23 protein-coding genes and 1 pseudogene are annotated in these 13,103 nt (G+C 70.7%); 3 read left to right on the forward strand and 21 right to left on the reverse strand.

Translation table 11 applies throughout. The features are described from left to right. Positions 1-88 precede the first annotated feature (88 nt). The 19 genes from ACFYX0_RS08250 to ACFYX0_RS08340 all read right to left on the reverse strand — a co-directional run bounded on the left by ACFYX0_RS08250 (position 89) and on the right by ACFYX0_RS08340 (position 9,169). A complete protein-coding gene (locus ACFYX0_RS08250) occupies positions 89-322 on the reverse strand; it encodes a hypothetical protein (RefSeq protein ID WP_388967840.1) in 234 nt (77 codons plus the stop codon). Further along, positions 319-1,002 carry a WhiB family transcriptional regulator gene (locus ACFYX0_RS08255; protein ID WP_388967843.1) on the reverse strand — a complete coding sequence of 228 codons (684 nt, stop codon included), beginning with the start codon at positions 1,000-1,002 and terminating at the stop codon, positions 319-321. Before ACFYX0_RS08255 ends, ACFYX0_RS08250 begins: the two co-directional genes overlap by 4 nt. Continuing rightward, positions 999-1,637 (reverse strand): hypothetical protein, encoded by a 639-nt coding sequence (locus ACFYX0_RS08260; protein WP_388967846.1) that lies wholly within the window; start codon positions 1,635-1,637, stop codon positions 999-1,001. The genes ACFYX0_RS08255 and ACFYX0_RS08260 overlap by 4 nt, the downstream gene beginning before the upstream one ends. After that, positions 1,634-1,921, reverse strand: coding sequence for a hypothetical protein (locus tag ACFYX0_RS08265; RefSeq protein WP_388967849.1), 288 nt, complete (start codon positions 1,919-1,921; stop codon positions 1,634-1,636). Before ACFYX0_RS08265 ends, ACFYX0_RS08260 begins: the two co-directional genes overlap by 4 nt. Then, positions 1,921-2,136, reverse strand: a complete 216-nt coding sequence (locus ACFYX0_RS08270; protein ID WP_388967852.1) for a hypothetical protein — start codon at positions 2,134-2,136, stop codon at positions 1,921-1,923. Before ACFYX0_RS08270 ends, ACFYX0_RS08265 begins: the two co-directional genes overlap by 1 nt. Next, a complete protein-coding gene (locus ACFYX0_RS08275) occupies positions 2,133-2,372 on the reverse strand; it encodes a hypothetical protein (protein WP_388967855.1) in 240 nt (79 codons plus the stop codon). The genes ACFYX0_RS08270 and ACFYX0_RS08275 overlap by 4 nt, the downstream gene beginning before the upstream one ends. Continuing rightward, positions 2,369-2,845 (reverse strand): hypothetical protein, encoded by a 477-nt coding sequence (locus ACFYX0_RS08280; protein WP_388967857.1) that lies wholly within the window; start codon positions 2,843-2,845, stop codon positions 2,369-2,371. The genes ACFYX0_RS08275 and ACFYX0_RS08280 overlap by 4 nt, the downstream gene beginning before the upstream one ends. After that, positions 2,842-3,576, reverse strand: a complete 735-nt coding sequence (locus tag ACFYX0_RS08285) for a 3'-5' exonuclease (protein ID WP_388967860.1) — start codon at positions 3,574-3,576, stop codon at positions 2,842-2,844. Before ACFYX0_RS08285 ends, ACFYX0_RS08280 begins: the two co-directional genes overlap by 4 nt. After that, positions 3,573-4,697 (reverse strand): hypothetical protein, encoded by a 1,125-nt coding sequence (locus ACFYX0_RS08290; protein ID WP_388967862.1) that lies wholly within the window; start codon positions 4,695-4,697, stop codon positions 3,573-3,575. Before ACFYX0_RS08290 ends, ACFYX0_RS08285 begins: the two co-directional genes overlap by 4 nt. Next, on the reverse strand, positions 4,697-5,617 hold the full coding sequence (locus ACFYX0_RS08295; protein ID WP_388967864.1) for a hypothetical protein: 921 nt from the start codon (positions 5,615-5,617) through the stop codon (positions 4,697-4,699). The genes ACFYX0_RS08290 and ACFYX0_RS08295 overlap by 1 nt, the downstream gene beginning before the upstream one ends. Further along, the gene (locus ACFYX0_RS08300) at positions 5,617-5,889 is read right to left on the reverse strand and encodes a hypothetical protein (protein WP_388967866.1); all 273 of its coding nucleotides are present in this window, start codon (positions 5,887-5,889) and stop codon (positions 5,617-5,619) included. The genes ACFYX0_RS08295 and ACFYX0_RS08300 overlap by 1 nt, the downstream gene beginning before the upstream one ends. Next, positions 5,886-6,089 carry a hypothetical protein gene (locus ACFYX0_RS08305; RefSeq protein ID WP_388967869.1) on the reverse strand — a complete coding sequence of 68 codons (204 nt, stop codon included), beginning with the start codon at positions 6,087-6,089 and terminating at the stop codon, positions 5,886-5,888. The genes ACFYX0_RS08300 and ACFYX0_RS08305 overlap by 4 nt, the downstream gene beginning before the upstream one ends. Then, positions 6,086-6,763, reverse strand: coding sequence for a hypothetical protein (locus ACFYX0_RS08310; protein WP_388967871.1), 678 nt, complete (start codon positions 6,761-6,763; stop codon positions 6,086-6,088). Before ACFYX0_RS08310 ends, ACFYX0_RS08305 begins: the two co-directional genes overlap by 4 nt. Next, the gene (locus ACFYX0_RS08315; protein ID WP_388967874.1) at positions 6,760-7,140 is read right to left on the reverse strand and encodes a hypothetical protein; all 381 of its coding nucleotides are present in this window, start codon (positions 7,138-7,140) and stop codon (positions 6,760-6,762) included. Before ACFYX0_RS08315 ends, ACFYX0_RS08310 begins: the two co-directional genes overlap by 4 nt. Further along, positions 7,137-7,454: a hypothetical protein gene (locus ACFYX0_RS08320; protein WP_388967877.1), complete on the reverse strand. Its 318-nt coding sequence runs from the start codon at positions 7,452-7,454 to the stop codon at positions 7,137-7,139. The genes ACFYX0_RS08315 and ACFYX0_RS08320 overlap by 4 nt, the downstream gene beginning before the upstream one ends. Further along, positions 7,451-8,359 (reverse strand): hypothetical protein, encoded by a 909-nt coding sequence (locus ACFYX0_RS08325; RefSeq protein ID WP_388967879.1) that lies wholly within the window; start codon positions 8,357-8,359, stop codon positions 7,451-7,453. The genes ACFYX0_RS08320 and ACFYX0_RS08325 overlap by 4 nt, the downstream gene beginning before the upstream one ends. Further along, a complete protein-coding gene (locus tag ACFYX0_RS08330) occupies positions 8,356-8,607 on the reverse strand; it encodes a hypothetical protein (protein WP_388967882.1) in 252 nt (83 codons plus the stop codon). Before ACFYX0_RS08330 ends, ACFYX0_RS08325 begins: the two co-directional genes overlap by 4 nt. Before the next feature lie 95 nt (positions 8,608-8,702). Next, the gene (locus ACFYX0_RS08335) at positions 8,703-8,879 is read right to left on the reverse strand and encodes a hypothetical protein (RefSeq protein ID WP_388967885.1); all 177 of its coding nucleotides are present in this window, start codon (positions 8,877-8,879) and stop codon (positions 8,703-8,705) included. After that, a complete protein-coding gene (locus ACFYX0_RS08340) occupies positions 8,876-9,169 on the reverse strand; it encodes a helix-turn-helix domain-containing protein (protein WP_388967888.1) in 294 nt (97 codons plus the stop codon). The genes ACFYX0_RS08335 and ACFYX0_RS08340 overlap by 4 nt, the downstream gene beginning before the upstream one ends. A 192-nt stretch (positions 9,170-9,361) precedes the next feature. Here ACFYX0_RS08340 and ACFYX0_RS08345 point away from each other — a divergent pair, with 192 nt between their 5' ends. Together ACFYX0_RS08345 and ACFYX0_RS08350 are read left to right on the forward strand one after the other, a co-directional pair. Next, positions 9,362-9,814: an XRE family transcriptional regulator gene (locus tag ACFYX0_RS08345; RefSeq protein WP_388967890.1), complete on the forward strand. Its 453-nt coding sequence runs from the start codon at positions 9,362-9,364 to the stop codon at positions 9,812-9,814. Further along, positions 9,814-10,356: a hypothetical protein gene (locus tag ACFYX0_RS08350; RefSeq protein WP_388967893.1), complete on the forward strand. Its 543-nt coding sequence runs from the start codon at positions 9,814-9,816 to the stop codon at positions 10,354-10,356. Before ACFYX0_RS08345 ends, ACFYX0_RS08350 begins: the two co-directional genes overlap by 1 nt. Here the strand turns inward: ACFYX0_RS08350 and ACFYX0_RS08355 are convergent. Next, positions 10,295-11,890 carry a recombinase family protein gene (locus ACFYX0_RS08355; RefSeq protein ID WP_388967896.1) on the reverse strand — a complete coding sequence of 532 codons (1,596 nt, stop codon included), beginning with the start codon at positions 11,888-11,890 and terminating at the stop codon, positions 10,295-10,297. The two genes, ACFYX0_RS08350 and ACFYX0_RS08355, sit on opposite strands and share 62 nt — an antisense overlap. A gap of 37 nt (positions 11,891-11,927) precedes the next feature. Next, positions 11,928-12,348, reverse strand: a pseudogene (locus ACFYX0_RS08360) (aminotransferase class I/II-fold pyridoxal phosphate-dependent enzyme); the annotation flags it as partial. Between the two features lie 88 nt (positions 12,349-12,436). On the opposite strand from ACFYX0_RS08360, the gene ACFYX0_RS08365 reads away from it, so the two are divergent. After that, positions 12,437-13,063, forward strand: a complete 627-nt coding sequence (locus tag ACFYX0_RS08365) for a winged helix-turn-helix transcriptional regulator (protein WP_388967899.1) — start codon at positions 12,437-12,439, stop codon at positions 13,061-13,063. Positions 13,064-13,103 lie beyond the last annotated feature (40 nt).

A 13,103-nucleotide genomic window follows, 5' to 3' on the forward strand; every position in this document is an offset into this window, starting at 1 on the left:
CGCTGGTTTGGGTGGGCCGGCCCGCCCCGGTGGCGAGGGGGAAGGCGGGGCGGGCCCCGGGTGGCGGCCGTTTGGGGCCGGCCGCCGGTCATGTGGTGGGTGGTCGTGTGCGGCAGATGTGGGCGCCGCGGATGGTGGCGACGAACTTCGCGACGGCGGCCGGGCCGGTGACGGGGCCTTCGGTGCCGTGGCAGCGGAGGCATTCGAAGCGGGCGCGGGGCTGCTCGGTCCATCGGATCTGTCCGGCGCGGTCGCCGGACTTGATCTCGAAGCCTTCGCCGCAGTCGACGAACAGCGCGGCCGTGATCGTGAGCGCGCTCATCCGGCGAGCTTCAGCGTGGTGCCGGTGCGGCGGAGCTGGTTGTCGGCGTCCGTGTTCGCCTGCCGGCACGCGTCGTCGATCGGCTCGCTGTTCGCCAGGTGCCGCTGGTAGCCGCCCCGCGTACCGCACCGGGTCCGCTCTGCGTAGTCCGCGAGGTGCGCGGGGAGCACGCACCCCTTGTTGCTGCAGCCGGTGAGGACTTTGCCCTCTGGGTAGTGGCCGCGGTCGAGGATGAACGCGATCTGCCGGACCGAGTACACGCGGCCCTTGAAGTTGACCTGGGGGCTGGCAGTCCACTTCAGGTGGCCGTCGATCACTCGGACGGTGTTGTCGTCGAAGATGCTGCGCAGGGTGCGTTCCTTGTGCGGCTGGCGGGCCTTCGCAGCAGACTTGGCGGCGTTCTCCGGGGTGATGCGGCCCGCGTTGATGCGGCGGCGGAGGCCGGCGCGTTCCTTTTCGGTGAGGCCGCCGAAGACGCCGTGCGGGATTCCCTCGTTGAGGGCGAACTGGAGGCAGGTGTTGACCACGGGGCAGCTCCTGCAGAGGGCCTTGGCGGCTTCGATGGCGTTCTTGTTGCTGTCGGGGAACATGGCGTCGCCGAGTCCGCGGCAGGCTGCGGAGGTTCGCCAGTCGGGCTTGCGCTTGGTGGTGTCGGGGACGGAGCCGGTGTAGTTGCTCATCGGGCCACCGCCGGAAGGTTCATCGGCCACTGCACCCCGGCCAGCGCCCGCCGGTGCGTGTCCGGCAGGACGACCAGCGGGTAGCCGAGCCAGTGCAGGCCCATCGCGGCGAGGATGACGCTGTCGGCCTGGTCGTAGCGTCCGCGGCCCTCGCAGGGCACGCCGTAGCGTTCGATGACGGCGTAGCGGACCATGCCCTTGGCGATGGTCTTGCGTCGGTTGGCGGGGTGGTCCTTGGCGGGGTTGGCGACGCCGCAGGCGTAGATGATGCGGTGTTGTGGCGGGCAGACGGCGTAGGGGATGCGGCGCTTCCACAGGTCGTGCTTCACCAGGCCGCGCAGGTACGTCATCTCCTCGACGCCGGGCCGGTAGCCGAGGGACATGGCCGGGCCCTCGATGACGACGAGGCTGGTCTCCTCGGGGATCCGGTCGCGGATGGCGCGGCGGTGGAACTCCAGCCGGTCGTGTCCGTCGCGGTTGCCGGGGATGAGGGCGTCGGCGGTGGTGCCGTCGCTGATGCCGGTTGAGGTGAGGGACAGGTCGAGGCCGTAGACGGTGGGGATGTTGAGGGGGCGGGGCCCGGCCGCCATGGGGGCGGCCGGTGCCTTGGTGTCGAACAGAGTCGGCGTGCTCATATGGCGCCTCCTTGTCGTGCGGCCGCGCGCTTGCGGCTGGCGTCGTTGCGCTTCGCGCGGCGGCACACCTGGCAGCGACAGCCGAGCCGGTAGCCCTTCATCCCGTGGTCTTCCGGGTCCATGACGGCCGGGTGGTACTTGGGCAGCAGGCCGAGGATGTTGAGGAGGTGAGTGGCGTCGGCCACATCGCGGGCGACGGAGGCCACGAACAGGGAGGCCTTGCGCTGCTCGTCGGTGGTGGCGGTGTCGTGGGGTGCCCAGGTGCCGGGTACGAGGTGGCCCATCAGCGGTCTGCTCCTTCCTGCTGCTCGTGGATTGCGGCCCGCAGCCGGTCCAGGCCGGCCGTGAAGTCGGGGCCGGGTTGGGGGCCGGTGCCGTGGATGGCTTGGAGTTGCGCGATGGCGGCGGCCCGGTCGGCGCGGATGGCGCGGCGGACCTGCCACACGAGCGCGGGCGCGGTCGCCGCGGCGATGGCGGTGATGGTCAGGGTGGTGTTCACCGTGCGCCTCCGGCCGGGATGGTGTGGCCGTCGGTGCAGTGGGAGGAGCCGTCCGCGTGGACGACCACCGAGGTGTTGGCCGCGCACTGCGGGCAGTGCCGGAACGCCTGGGTGACGACGGCGCCCGGGACACGCCGGTGGCGGCCGGTCGGTGCCGGCCACATACGGGTGATGTGCGCGAGCCCGGCGAGGCTCGTCATGAGCGTGGCGGCTCCGGCGCTGATGCGGTCGTTCACGGCGTGACCCCCTTCTTGTCGGTGCGGGTGTGCTGCCACAGGCGGCCGTCCTCGACCTGGCTGGTGTTGAGGCCGAGCGCGTCGTCGAGGCGGGCCTGAAGGTGGTCGGCGCGCTTCCGCTCGGTCTCGCTGTCGGCCATCCACTCGGCTGCGGCCTTGCGGAGGCGGGCCGCGTCTTCGGTGAGCTGGTCCCAGTTCCGTTCGAGGCCGGAGTCGATGGCGCGGGCGAGGGCCTTGCGGTGGGCTTCGTGCTCTTCGAGGACGTCGGAGACGGTGCGGCGGTGGCCGTAGTCGGCCAGCCGCTTGTGTGCCGTGTCACGCTGGTCGGTGAGGGCGTCGATCTCACGGCACAACTCGACGATCTTGCAGACGTGCTGTGCGGCCTCGCTGCGGGCCTCGTCGCGCTGGTCGATGACCTGCTCGTAGCGGCCGCGCGGGACGCCGTTCTTGCGGCTCATCAGGGGCCATCTCATGACGCCTCACCCCCACGCTGCGCCGGGATGAGCGGCCACTCGGTGCGCACACCGTCCGCCCACGACTCCTTGCCGGGCGTCCGCCGGAAGTACGCGGCCAACGAACGGCCCTGCGCCTCGGCCCACTTGATCTGCGCCTGGTGCAGGTCATCGAGGCTCATCTCCCCGAGCCGCGGGAAGTGGGAGCCGAGCCGCCACGCAACCCGGCACGCGGCGATGGCGTCCGCGTCCGCAGAGTGCGCGCCGTCCAGCGGGACCTTGTAGTGCTGGCACAGGGCCGTGAGCGTCCGCTGCCCCTTGCGGCGCTGGTCGACCTGCTTGTCGAGGACGCGCGGGTCGATGACCCTGAGGTCGCCGCCCACGATGTCCGTGAGGGGCTGCACGCCGTACCGGCGCGCCTCGCGGTCGAGGATCGTGAGATCGAAGCTGGCGTTCATCGCCACGACCGGCAGCCCGGCGAGGACGCACTCGGCGAGCGCGGCCACCAGCTGCTCGACGACCTCGGCCGCCGGCCGTCCTTCCGCGCGGGCCCGCTCGGTGGTGATGCCGTGGACCTTCGCGGCGCCCTCGGGGATCTCGATGCCCGGGTCGGCCATCCACGTGGCGGACTGGGTGGGGTGGCCGCCTCCGCACTGGACGGCGCACGCGGTGACGATGCGGTCGTTCTCCAGGTCGACGCCCGTGGTCTCCAAGTCGAAGCCGGCCAGGCGGCCTTCGTACCAGACGGTCATGCGACCTCACCCGCCTTCAGCGCGGCGAGGTACGCCGTCATCTGCGCGACGGTCCCGGACGACGGGTGGGTGCCGCCGTGGCGTCGCGCGAACCCGGCCTCGACCTGCTCGGTGTTCAGACCGCGCACGCCAGCTGCGGCGAGGACCTGGAACCAGACGTCCTGCACGTCGGCCGGGTCGTCGTCGACGACCTCGGCGTCGTACACGCCCTCCTCGTCCGGCGTCGGCTCCGGCTGCCCAGCCTCGGCCGACGGCTGCTCGGGCTGCTTCTGCCCGGGCTGCTTGACCGGGGCGCCGAGCTCAGCCGCGCGGGCTGTCAGCGCGTCAGCGATCTCCTTGGTCATGTGCCCCGCGGCGACGGCCTGCTCGTACAACTCCCGCACTGCGTCCGGTGTCTCAGCCACCGAGGCGAGCCGCAGGTAGTCCGGGCGCGGCGCCTCGATCGCTGGACGCTGCGGGCCAGCCGCGACCGCCGTCCCCACCGACGCGGCACCGGCCATCAGCGCGGCCGGGGTGACAGCGAGGTCGATGGTCGGGACCATCCAGTGCCGGGTCTGCCCGTCCCGCTTGGCGGTGCGCTGTTCCAGGCCGAGGAACGCCTCGACGTAGCCACCCGTCTGCGCGAGCAGCTCGGCCACGCCCGGCAGTTCGAGCGCCGCGTAGTAGCCGTGGGACTCCAGCCGCCACACGCCGACGCCCTCGATCTCTGACAGGACGACGTTCAGGCGGGTGGTGGGCTTGCACTGCCGCTGCTCCGGGTCCGGGCCGCAGATGCACGGCCGGTCCTTAAGCAGTTCGGTGACGCCGTCGCAGCGGCGCTGGCATCCGCCGCCGGACCACAGCTCGTAGTACTGAGAGACGGGCTGCGGCGGCACGTGGATCGGCATGCGCGTCGCCTCGGTGATGACCTCGTACTGACCGGCCCCACCGTCGGGGGTCCACGGGTTGACGGTGCCGCCGTACTTCGCGGCGACCCGGTCGAGGAGCTCCTTCGACGGGGAGGTGAGGCGGAACCGGTTGAGCTTCGCAGGCCGGGCGTTGCCGTTCGAGGTGGCAACCTTCTGGCCCAGGCGGATACGGCCCAGCTCTCGCAGACGCTGTTGCAGGGTGAGGATGGGCATCAGGCGGCCCTCTCTTCGGTGGTGGCGGGAAGGGTGAGGGCTTCACCCACAACGGACTTGGCGAGGACGCGCTGGAACTCGGCGACCTGCTGGACGTGGCGGAACACCTCGTACACCTCGTCGCCGCACTTCAGCGGCATGGGCCGGTAGCCCTCCGGGCGCAGGTGCAGGACGATGCCGACGTCGTGGACCTTGGGCATCGGGATCTGCGTGCCATCTCGCAGCCACGCGACCTCCGCCCGGCGGTAGGCGGACATCTGCGCGCCGGCCTCCGGGTACACGCCCTTCTCGTCGAGTTCGCCGCCGGTCTTGGTGTCGCCGATGAACAGCGTCTGCGGCGGTACCTTCAGCAAGCGGGCGATGAGGCGGGAGCGGAAGAGGTAGTCGAGCTTCCCAGCCCATCCGTCGGCGAAGTTCCCGACGGTCATCTCCGAGGCCTCGAACTCGATCTCCCACTCGCTGACGAAGCGGAGGAAGTGGTCGATGAACGGGGCGATCTCCTCGTCGCTGAGGAAGCTCTCAGGGATCGGGGCGCCGAGAACCTTCGCTTCGATGACGTCGTGGACAGCGCCGCCGATCTCTCCGCGTTCGTCCTTCTTGCGGATGTGGCCCTTGCGGAGCCAGTCGTAGGCCTCTTCCTTGTCCTCGGGTCGCAGGGAGGCGGCGACGAGCTTGGGGAGGGTGGCGAACGCGTCGGCTGCGGTGAGGTTGGCGGCCCAGAACACGAGCTGCGGCTTCGGGAAGCCCTGGGACAGGATCGTGGTGACGCGGCGGAGCTTGATGTCGGTGCCGGGGACGCGGTACCAGCCTTGGGAGGGCTTGGGGATGCGGTCGGTGCCGGTCGGTTCGCTCTTCGGCTTGCGGGAGCGGCGGCCGGCGGCCGGGGCCGAAGCCCCGGCGCGCGCGGTGGTGGTCGTCATCAGGCGTTGCCGCCCTTCGGCTGGGGCTTCACGCCTGCGGCCTGGTACCACTCGTGGAACTCGGTGGATCCCATGCCGGGCTCGGAGCCGTCGACTGCGGCCTGCATGGCGGTGGCGGCGGTGAGGGCCAGCGTGGCGTGGACCTGCGCGGCGGCGATGTCCTCGGCCGTCGGCGGCTCGTGCCGCTCCTCGATGTGGAGCTCGGGGTCGGCAGGGAAGGTGCGCCCGTCCAGGAGGCGTTCGGCCTCGCGGTAGTGCTCGGGTCCAGTCATGAGCGGCGGTCCTCTCGGGTGTAGGCGCTGGCGGCGGGCGGGGTGAGGGCACCCGCGAGGGATGCGACGGTGAGGGCGACGGCAATGAAGATCAGCGCGCCGAGTTCGCCGTGGAACGGAAGGGCGGCGGCCGTAGCGAGGAGCAGCCCCGCGGTGCCGGCGGCGGCGACGTAGGTGATGGCGTCGAGGTGGCGGCTCATCGGTCACCGCCGTGGCGGGTGTTGCGGGTGTAGTGGCGGTTGTCCGGCTCGTCGACCAGGACCAGGTGACCGGCCCGGCACAGCGCGGTGAGGTCGCGGCGGGCCGCGCCGCGCTGGACGATGTCCGGGTCGGTCAGGGCGTAGAGGGCGAGGACGCGGCGGGTGGTCCAGGTGCCGCCGTGGGTGCGGGTGGCGTCGAGGAGTCGGGCCTGCCGGTCGGTGAGTTCGGGGGTGGCGTCGGCCCCGGTGGGGCTGCTCTTCTCCCGGGCCTCGGTGCGCGCGGCCTGCTTGTCCGTCTCGTACTCGTGGACGACGCGGCGGAGCTCGTCGATGTCGCTGTGCTTGGCGATGACGCGGACGACGCCGAGGAAGCCGCGGAGCATGGCCAGTTCGCCGGGGTACGCCTCACCCTCGGCCGTGTGCTCGGCGAGCACCTCGGCGCGGAAGGCGTGCAGCCAGTCCGCAGGGACCAGCCCCACCATCAGCAGCACGTGAGCGATCTCCTCGCCCGCCGTGCGCGCCTTCCGCTCATGCAGCCAGGACGGGACCAGCGCGTCGGCAAGATGCTCGGCGAGGTACTGCGCCGTGGCCGCAGGGAGCGGCAGCAGCGGGGCGCCCATGGCAGAGACGAGGGCCTTGTGGAGCTTGGCCGCAGTCTCGTCGCGGGCGCTCATGCGGCACCCGCCCCACGCTGGGCCGGGACCGCGACGACCGTGGCGGCCGGGGCCGCAGCCCGCAGCTTGCCCACGAGCCGCGTCAGCGCCGCCCCCCGCACCGGCACCTCGTAGCCGACCACCAGCGCGAGCTTCTCCATTAGGAGCTTCTCCGGCTCCCAACCGTCGTGCTCCCGCGAAACGCTGCGGTCGTCGGCGAGCTCCAGGAACAGGGCGTACGCGTCGGGGTCGTCGGCGAGGGTCTCGATGACATGGACGAGGTACTCCTCCAGGTCGAGGAACACGCCGTCGGGGACGCGCCGGGTGTAGAGGCGCATCGGGCCGGTGATGGCGGGGCGCCGGAAGAGGCGGTGCAGGTACAGGCGGATGCGGTTCATCGGGGGCCTCCGGCGGCGGGGAGAAGGAGCGCGAGGAGCGCGGCGGCGGAGATCGCGGCGTCACGCAGGTGCAGGACGGTGAAGTGCCGGGCGTCGGCCGCGATCTCGCGGGCGTCGGCCTTGGCGTTGACGACGGCGACCAGCAGCGGGTCCAGGCGCCCGGACTCCACCAGCCGGGACAGCGCCGGCCGCGGGTCGAAGTCGGCGAGGTCGGCGTCCACCAGCAGGAAGAAGGGGACGGACACGGCGGCGTAGGCGCTGGTTCCGAGCGACAGGAACGCCGCCCAGTCGGCGGGGCTGTGGGTGCCCGTCATCGCGTGCCGCCCATCTCGGGCAGGTCCCGGGCCACGCGGTAGGTGTGGTGCAGCGGGCCGTCGTGCGGGTCCTCCAGCGCGGCGCGCTGTCCGGCGAGGAGGGCCCGCAGCTTCTGCACCTGCGGCGTCACGTCCTCGCCGTCCTCGCGGAGGGCCTGTGTCGGCGCGAACCGGCGCGTGATCCCGTCCGGGCCCGGCGCAGCGGCAGCCTCCGCCGCGCGCTGCGCCACGGTCACGTCCGCCAGCGCCTCGTTCGTCGTGTGGCGCTCCGCCTCCAGCTCGGCGACCCGAGCCCGCAACTGCTCCAACTCCGACACCGGCTCGGCGCCTTGAACCACGATCGGCGTCACCGACCCGGACGTCTCGCTCAGCGGCTGGTCGTTGTCGGGATGCGTCCAGAACTGGACGTGGACCCCGTGCTCGTTGACCGTCCAGTCCCAGCACTTCCCGTGAGCGTCGACCGGCGCGATGTCATCGCAGAACGCGCGGGCCGCCTCAGCCGTCGTGAACAGCTCCGGCTCCATCCCGTCGTACAGGGCGAGGAACAACTGCCACGGCGGGTTCGCCATGCCAGCCAGCCGCGTCCGCAGGTCACGCCGACCACGCTGCGCCGACGCCAGAGCCAGCCGCAGCCGCGCGTTCTCCTGCTCCTCCTCCCAGAGGGACAGTCGCGCGCCCGTCAGCTCGTCCTCGGCCTCGTCCAGCGGCGTCCGGGCCACCGGCATCGGCAGCACGTCCGCCGACCCGGCGATCCCGTGCTCCGCCAGCTCGGCCTCCGTCGCCATCACGAACTCCGGGCACTGGCACACGGCCGCCGGCGCGTACAGCGCGACACCGCCACGCGTGGCCGCACGTCGCAGCCACACCGTTCCGTCCGTGGTGTTCACCACCAGCGGGGCGCTCACGCCGCCACCTCCGTCAGCGGGCCGAAGCCTGCCTCGACCAGGCGCAGCGTCCACGCGAAGCTTTCGCCCTCGCCGGCGTCCTCCGGGTTGTGCGGCTGCGGGCAGGCGAGCAGCAGCTCACCGTTCGAGGTGCGGCCGGTGCCGACCCACACGTCGCCTTCCCGGTCCACGAACGCCTGTGCCTGCGGCGACTCGTGCAGTGGGAGGACCCTGGGGTCGTAGTTGCTGGTCTGAGATGATTGGGCCATCGGTGGCCTCTCCTTCTTGGATTCGCAGGGGCGCCGTAGTCGGGGGTCGTCCGGGCCGGGAAGCAGCGGGCGGCCCTTCGGCGCGTTTCAGGGGGTCAGGCGGCTTCAGCCGTCGACGGCTCGACCGGGGTCGACTGGCCCGCCGGCCGGGTGAGGATCCGGCGCAGTCGCTCGACGACTTCGAGCGAGGGCTCGGGGGCGGCAGCGACGCATGCGTGGATGTGGGCGATGACGTCGTCGCCGAGGAGGGCGCGGCGCTCTTCGCGGGTCATGCGGCGGCCTCGATGACGGGGACGCGCTTGATGACGTCGCGGAGGTCGATGCCGTAGGTCTCGGAGAGGCGCATGGCGCAGTTCAGGTCAGGCTGGGCTTCGCCGCGGAGGTAGCGCGAGACGGACGACTCGGTGATTCCGGTGCGGCGTGAGATGGCGACGTTGGTCTTGTCGCCGTGCTGTCGGACGGCTTCGAGGAATCGGGGGATGTCGAGGCGGTACACGTAGTCACCTCCTTCGGGTGGGGTTTGGCAGGGGTCGTCGCTGGTGGAAGGCGATTCCTTGCTCACGAGGGAGACTCTACGCCGACCAATCCTTGCTCGCAAGGGAGAGTGATTGTGGAGGAAGGGTGAAATTGCAGCCGAACGCACGTTCGAACACGCTGGGGGCCTGCGTCAACGCAGGTCAGTGGCCTGATGGGCACCCTTGCGAGCGAGGGAATATGTCGCTAATCCCTAACTAGGGAGATAGAGTCACCGGACATGACTAAGTCCCAGCCGACGCGCGCACGACGCTTCGCCGACATCGTCGTGCCCGCCGCCGAAAGGGCCGGCTACACAGGATTCGGTGCGAAGTCGCGCTTCGCCCGCGACACCGGCATGACTGAGAGCAGCGTCAGCCGCATGTGGGCCGGAACCAGCCTCCCGGAGCCCCGCTTCTTCGAAGTCATCGCGGAACGGGTGGGGCTTGATGTGCGCGTCCTTCTGGTAGAGGGAGGCGTGTTGTCACACGAATCCCTCCAGTCACTGTCCGAATCCGATCGGTCGCAGGTAAGGTCTGTCCTTACTCCAGAGGAAGCGGCTGATCGACTCGGCATCAAAGACGAGGTAGGGCGCGCGATGTTCTACGCAACCATTGAGCGCCTCAAGCGTCTTGAGGACGAGTCCTCCGATCAGCAGGCCGACGACGGAGGGTCAGCAGCACAACAGATGTGATGCAGGGGGTACCCATGGGCACGGGCGGCACACGAGCCACCATCAGCGCAGCGGCGGCCGTGCTGGGAGGACTCACCCTCACCGGAGATGGCGTCCTCACCGAGGACCTCCCCCGCGTCGTCGCAGGCACCTGCCTTGCGACGGCAGCACTGGTCATAGCCGCCCTGCTCCTGGTCCACCGCTGGGTCGTCGACACCGCCGACGCCCGCAAGGCCCTCGCCGCCGCCCAACGCGAGGCCGAACGTGAACGCTCCCGCTACTTCGCCGCGCAGGCCGCCCTGGAGAACGAGCAGGGCCGCCTCAACCGGGACATGGCCGCCGCGCGCGCCAACCTCGCCGCCCGGCTCGCGGCCGAGCGGCAAGCGATGGAGGACGAGTTCGAAGAGCGCCGCGGGGACGTCATCAACGAGGCGATGGAGGCGACCGTGCGCATGTTCAACCGCGGCAAGTTCGCGCCCGACGCCGCGAGGGCAGCCAACCTCATTCAGTTCCCTCACCAGGAACGGGTGCGGGCACGGGAGCACGGAGTGGTCGGTCCCTGAAGGCCGCCTGGCCCACGAACGCGAGCTGAACACGGCCAGGCTCCAGCGCTCGTACACCTCGCTTACTGGCCCGGTACAGGCGAACGGTGACAACCTGCCGTATCACGGCCCGTTTCTGCTCCACCGACAGACCGCCCTCCACACTGCCGTCGGCCGCCGGCACCCCAGCCCACACCAGCTCAGGATCAGCCGCCGCCAGCAGCTCCTGCATCACCGGCGACAACCCCGTTGACGCTTCCAGTGCCTTCTCGGCAGCCTCGATCTTCGGCAGAAGGTCCCGCTCCAACCCGGACAGAGACACCACAGACAGCAGCGGCCGGCCATTCTCGAACATCCGGGCCAGCCCCCGTGCTTCCTCCAGCTGCGCCCGGTAGCCGTTGAGCTCTTCCTGTGTCGCCGCGTTCACCGAGGCCGTCTCCTCCTCATCCGGGATGAGGGCGGCGCGGGCCTGTTTCTTGTCCCGCAGCCACATGAGTACGGCCTCTTCGACGTAGGCGTCGAGGCGGTCCTCGTCCATGCCGGTGTCGAAGGCTTCCTGGCACTTGTAGTAGCGCTTGCCCTTGACGCGGGTCGTTGCTGCGAGGAAGGCGTGGTCGCCGCACTCCCCGCACAGGGCGATGCGGGACAGGAGGTGCCGGACTCTGGAGTCGCGTTGGGTGCGCCGCTCGGGGGCGGTGAGGATCTTCTTGACCCGGTTGAACAGGGCGCGGCCCTCGGGCTCGTCGAGGCCGGGGATGGGGCGCCAGGTGGCTTTGCCGATCACCTTGCCCTGGTGGACGCGTTCGCCGAGGTTGGTGGGGTTGAGGAGGACGTCCCTGATGGCCTTGTCGGTCCACTGGTGGCCGTCCGGGCGTGCGGCGTCGGGGGTCTCTCGCAGCCATCTGACGATGCTGTAGAGGGACTCTCCGGAGTCCACGCGCTGCATGGCCTTGAGTACGATCTTCGACTGGACGGGGTGCGGGTACTGCTCGATGAGGTCACCGGTGTCCGGGTCGTAACGTCGGGCGTAGCCGTAGGGGAGCCGGCCGCCAGGCTTCCCGGCCTCTGCCGTCAGCCGGACGGTGCGAACGTTGCGGTCCCGGATCGTCTCGGCTTCGTCCTCGGCGTCGATGGCGTCCCGGGCGGTTGCCTTGCGGTCGGCGCGCTTGGACAGGTCGAAGACCTGGTTGTCGTAGCAGAGGAGGACGCCGGCTTCGAAGCACGCGTTGCGGAGCCGGAGGTACGCCTCTAGGTCGCGGTAGTAGCGCGAGGCTTCGAAGGCGACGACGATCCGGCCTTCTCCGGCTCGGATGGCGTCGAGGAGCGCTTCGAAGTCGTCGCGGCCGACACGTGCGTGGCGTGAGGCGGAGATGCCGGTGTCCTTGAAGACCTTGGCCACGGGCCAGTCGTAGCGGTCGCAGAGTGCGCGGCCGACGGCGAGCTGGTCTTCGACGGAGCGGCCCTTCTTCTTGGGGTCCCTGCTGTTGCGTCCGTAGAGCAGGGCGGGGAAGGGGCCTTCGTAGACGTGGTGGAGGTACTCCGGGTCGATCGGCATGACGGAACTGTACGGCGCGAGGTGGGTTGTTGGGAGACTTTCGCGCCGGCGAGGGTGGTCACGGCCGTCCAGAGGGGGAAGTCCGGTGCGGGGATGAGGATTTCGTCGCCGTCCTCGATCAGGGCCTGTACGGCCATCGAGACCAGCTCGGACACGCCGTTGCCGAGGAAGACGTCGTCCACGTCGACCTCCAGGCCCCTCGCCTGGTAGCGCTGGGCCACGGCGCGGCGGGCGGAGAGGATGCCGCGTGAGTCCGTGTAGCCGTGCGCCTGCGGCAGCATCCGGATCATGTCCTGGAGGATCTCCTCCGGCGCCTCGAACCCGAAGAGCGCGGGGTTGCCGGTGTTCAGGCGCAGCACGCTGTGGCCCGCCTCCTCCAGCGCGTTGGCGTGCTCGATCACCGGACCGCGGATCTCGTAGCAGACCTCGCTCAGCTTGCTCGACTGACGGAACTCCATACGACCGCTTCCCCTCCGCTAACCGTGGTTGCTTGGTTTTACCAAGTAGACGCTTGGAAAGTCCAACAACGCGTCTAGACTGCGTCGCATGTCACCTCGCCGAAGCTACGACCAGTACTGCTCCACGGCCCGCGCCCTCGACGCCGTCGGCGACCGCTGGACCCTCCTGATCGTCCGCGAGCTGCTCGCCGGTCCGCGTCGCTACACCGATCTGCACGCGGACCTGCCGGGCGTGAGCACGGACGTCCTGGCGTCCCGGCTGAAGGACATGGAGCGCGACGGGCTGACCACACGCCGCAGGCTGCCGCCGCCCGGAGCCGCGTACGTGTACGAACTCACCTACCGTGGAAGGGGGTTGCTTCCAGTGCTTCAGGCGCTCGGGGTCTGGGGCGCGCCCGCGCTTGCGGAGCGCCGGCCGACGGACGCGGTACGCGCGCACTGGTTCGCCCTGCCGCTGCTGCGCGCGCTGCCGGGTGAGGGTCTCGTCGAGGTCCGGCTCGACGAGGGGAAGTTCCATCTGCGGCTCGGCGCCCAGGACGGCCCGGTGTACGGCGACGGGGCCGCCCCGGAGGAGCCCGACGCCCGGCTGGTCCTCGACGCGCCGACCTGCACCGCCCTGGGAGACGGCAGCTTGACGCTCCATCAGGCCGTGACGGACGGGCGCGTCGCGGTGTCGGGGGACAGCACGCTCGCCAAGGTGCTGCGCGGGGACTGACGAAACCAGGGAAGCGGCCAGGATTCCCCGGACACGGGCG

The sequence above is a fragment of the Streptomyces sp. NPDC002573 genome (assembly GCF_042889625.1).
Lineage (GTDB): Bacteria > Actinomycetota > Actinomycetes > Streptomycetales > Streptomycetaceae > Streptomyces > Streptomyces gibsoniae.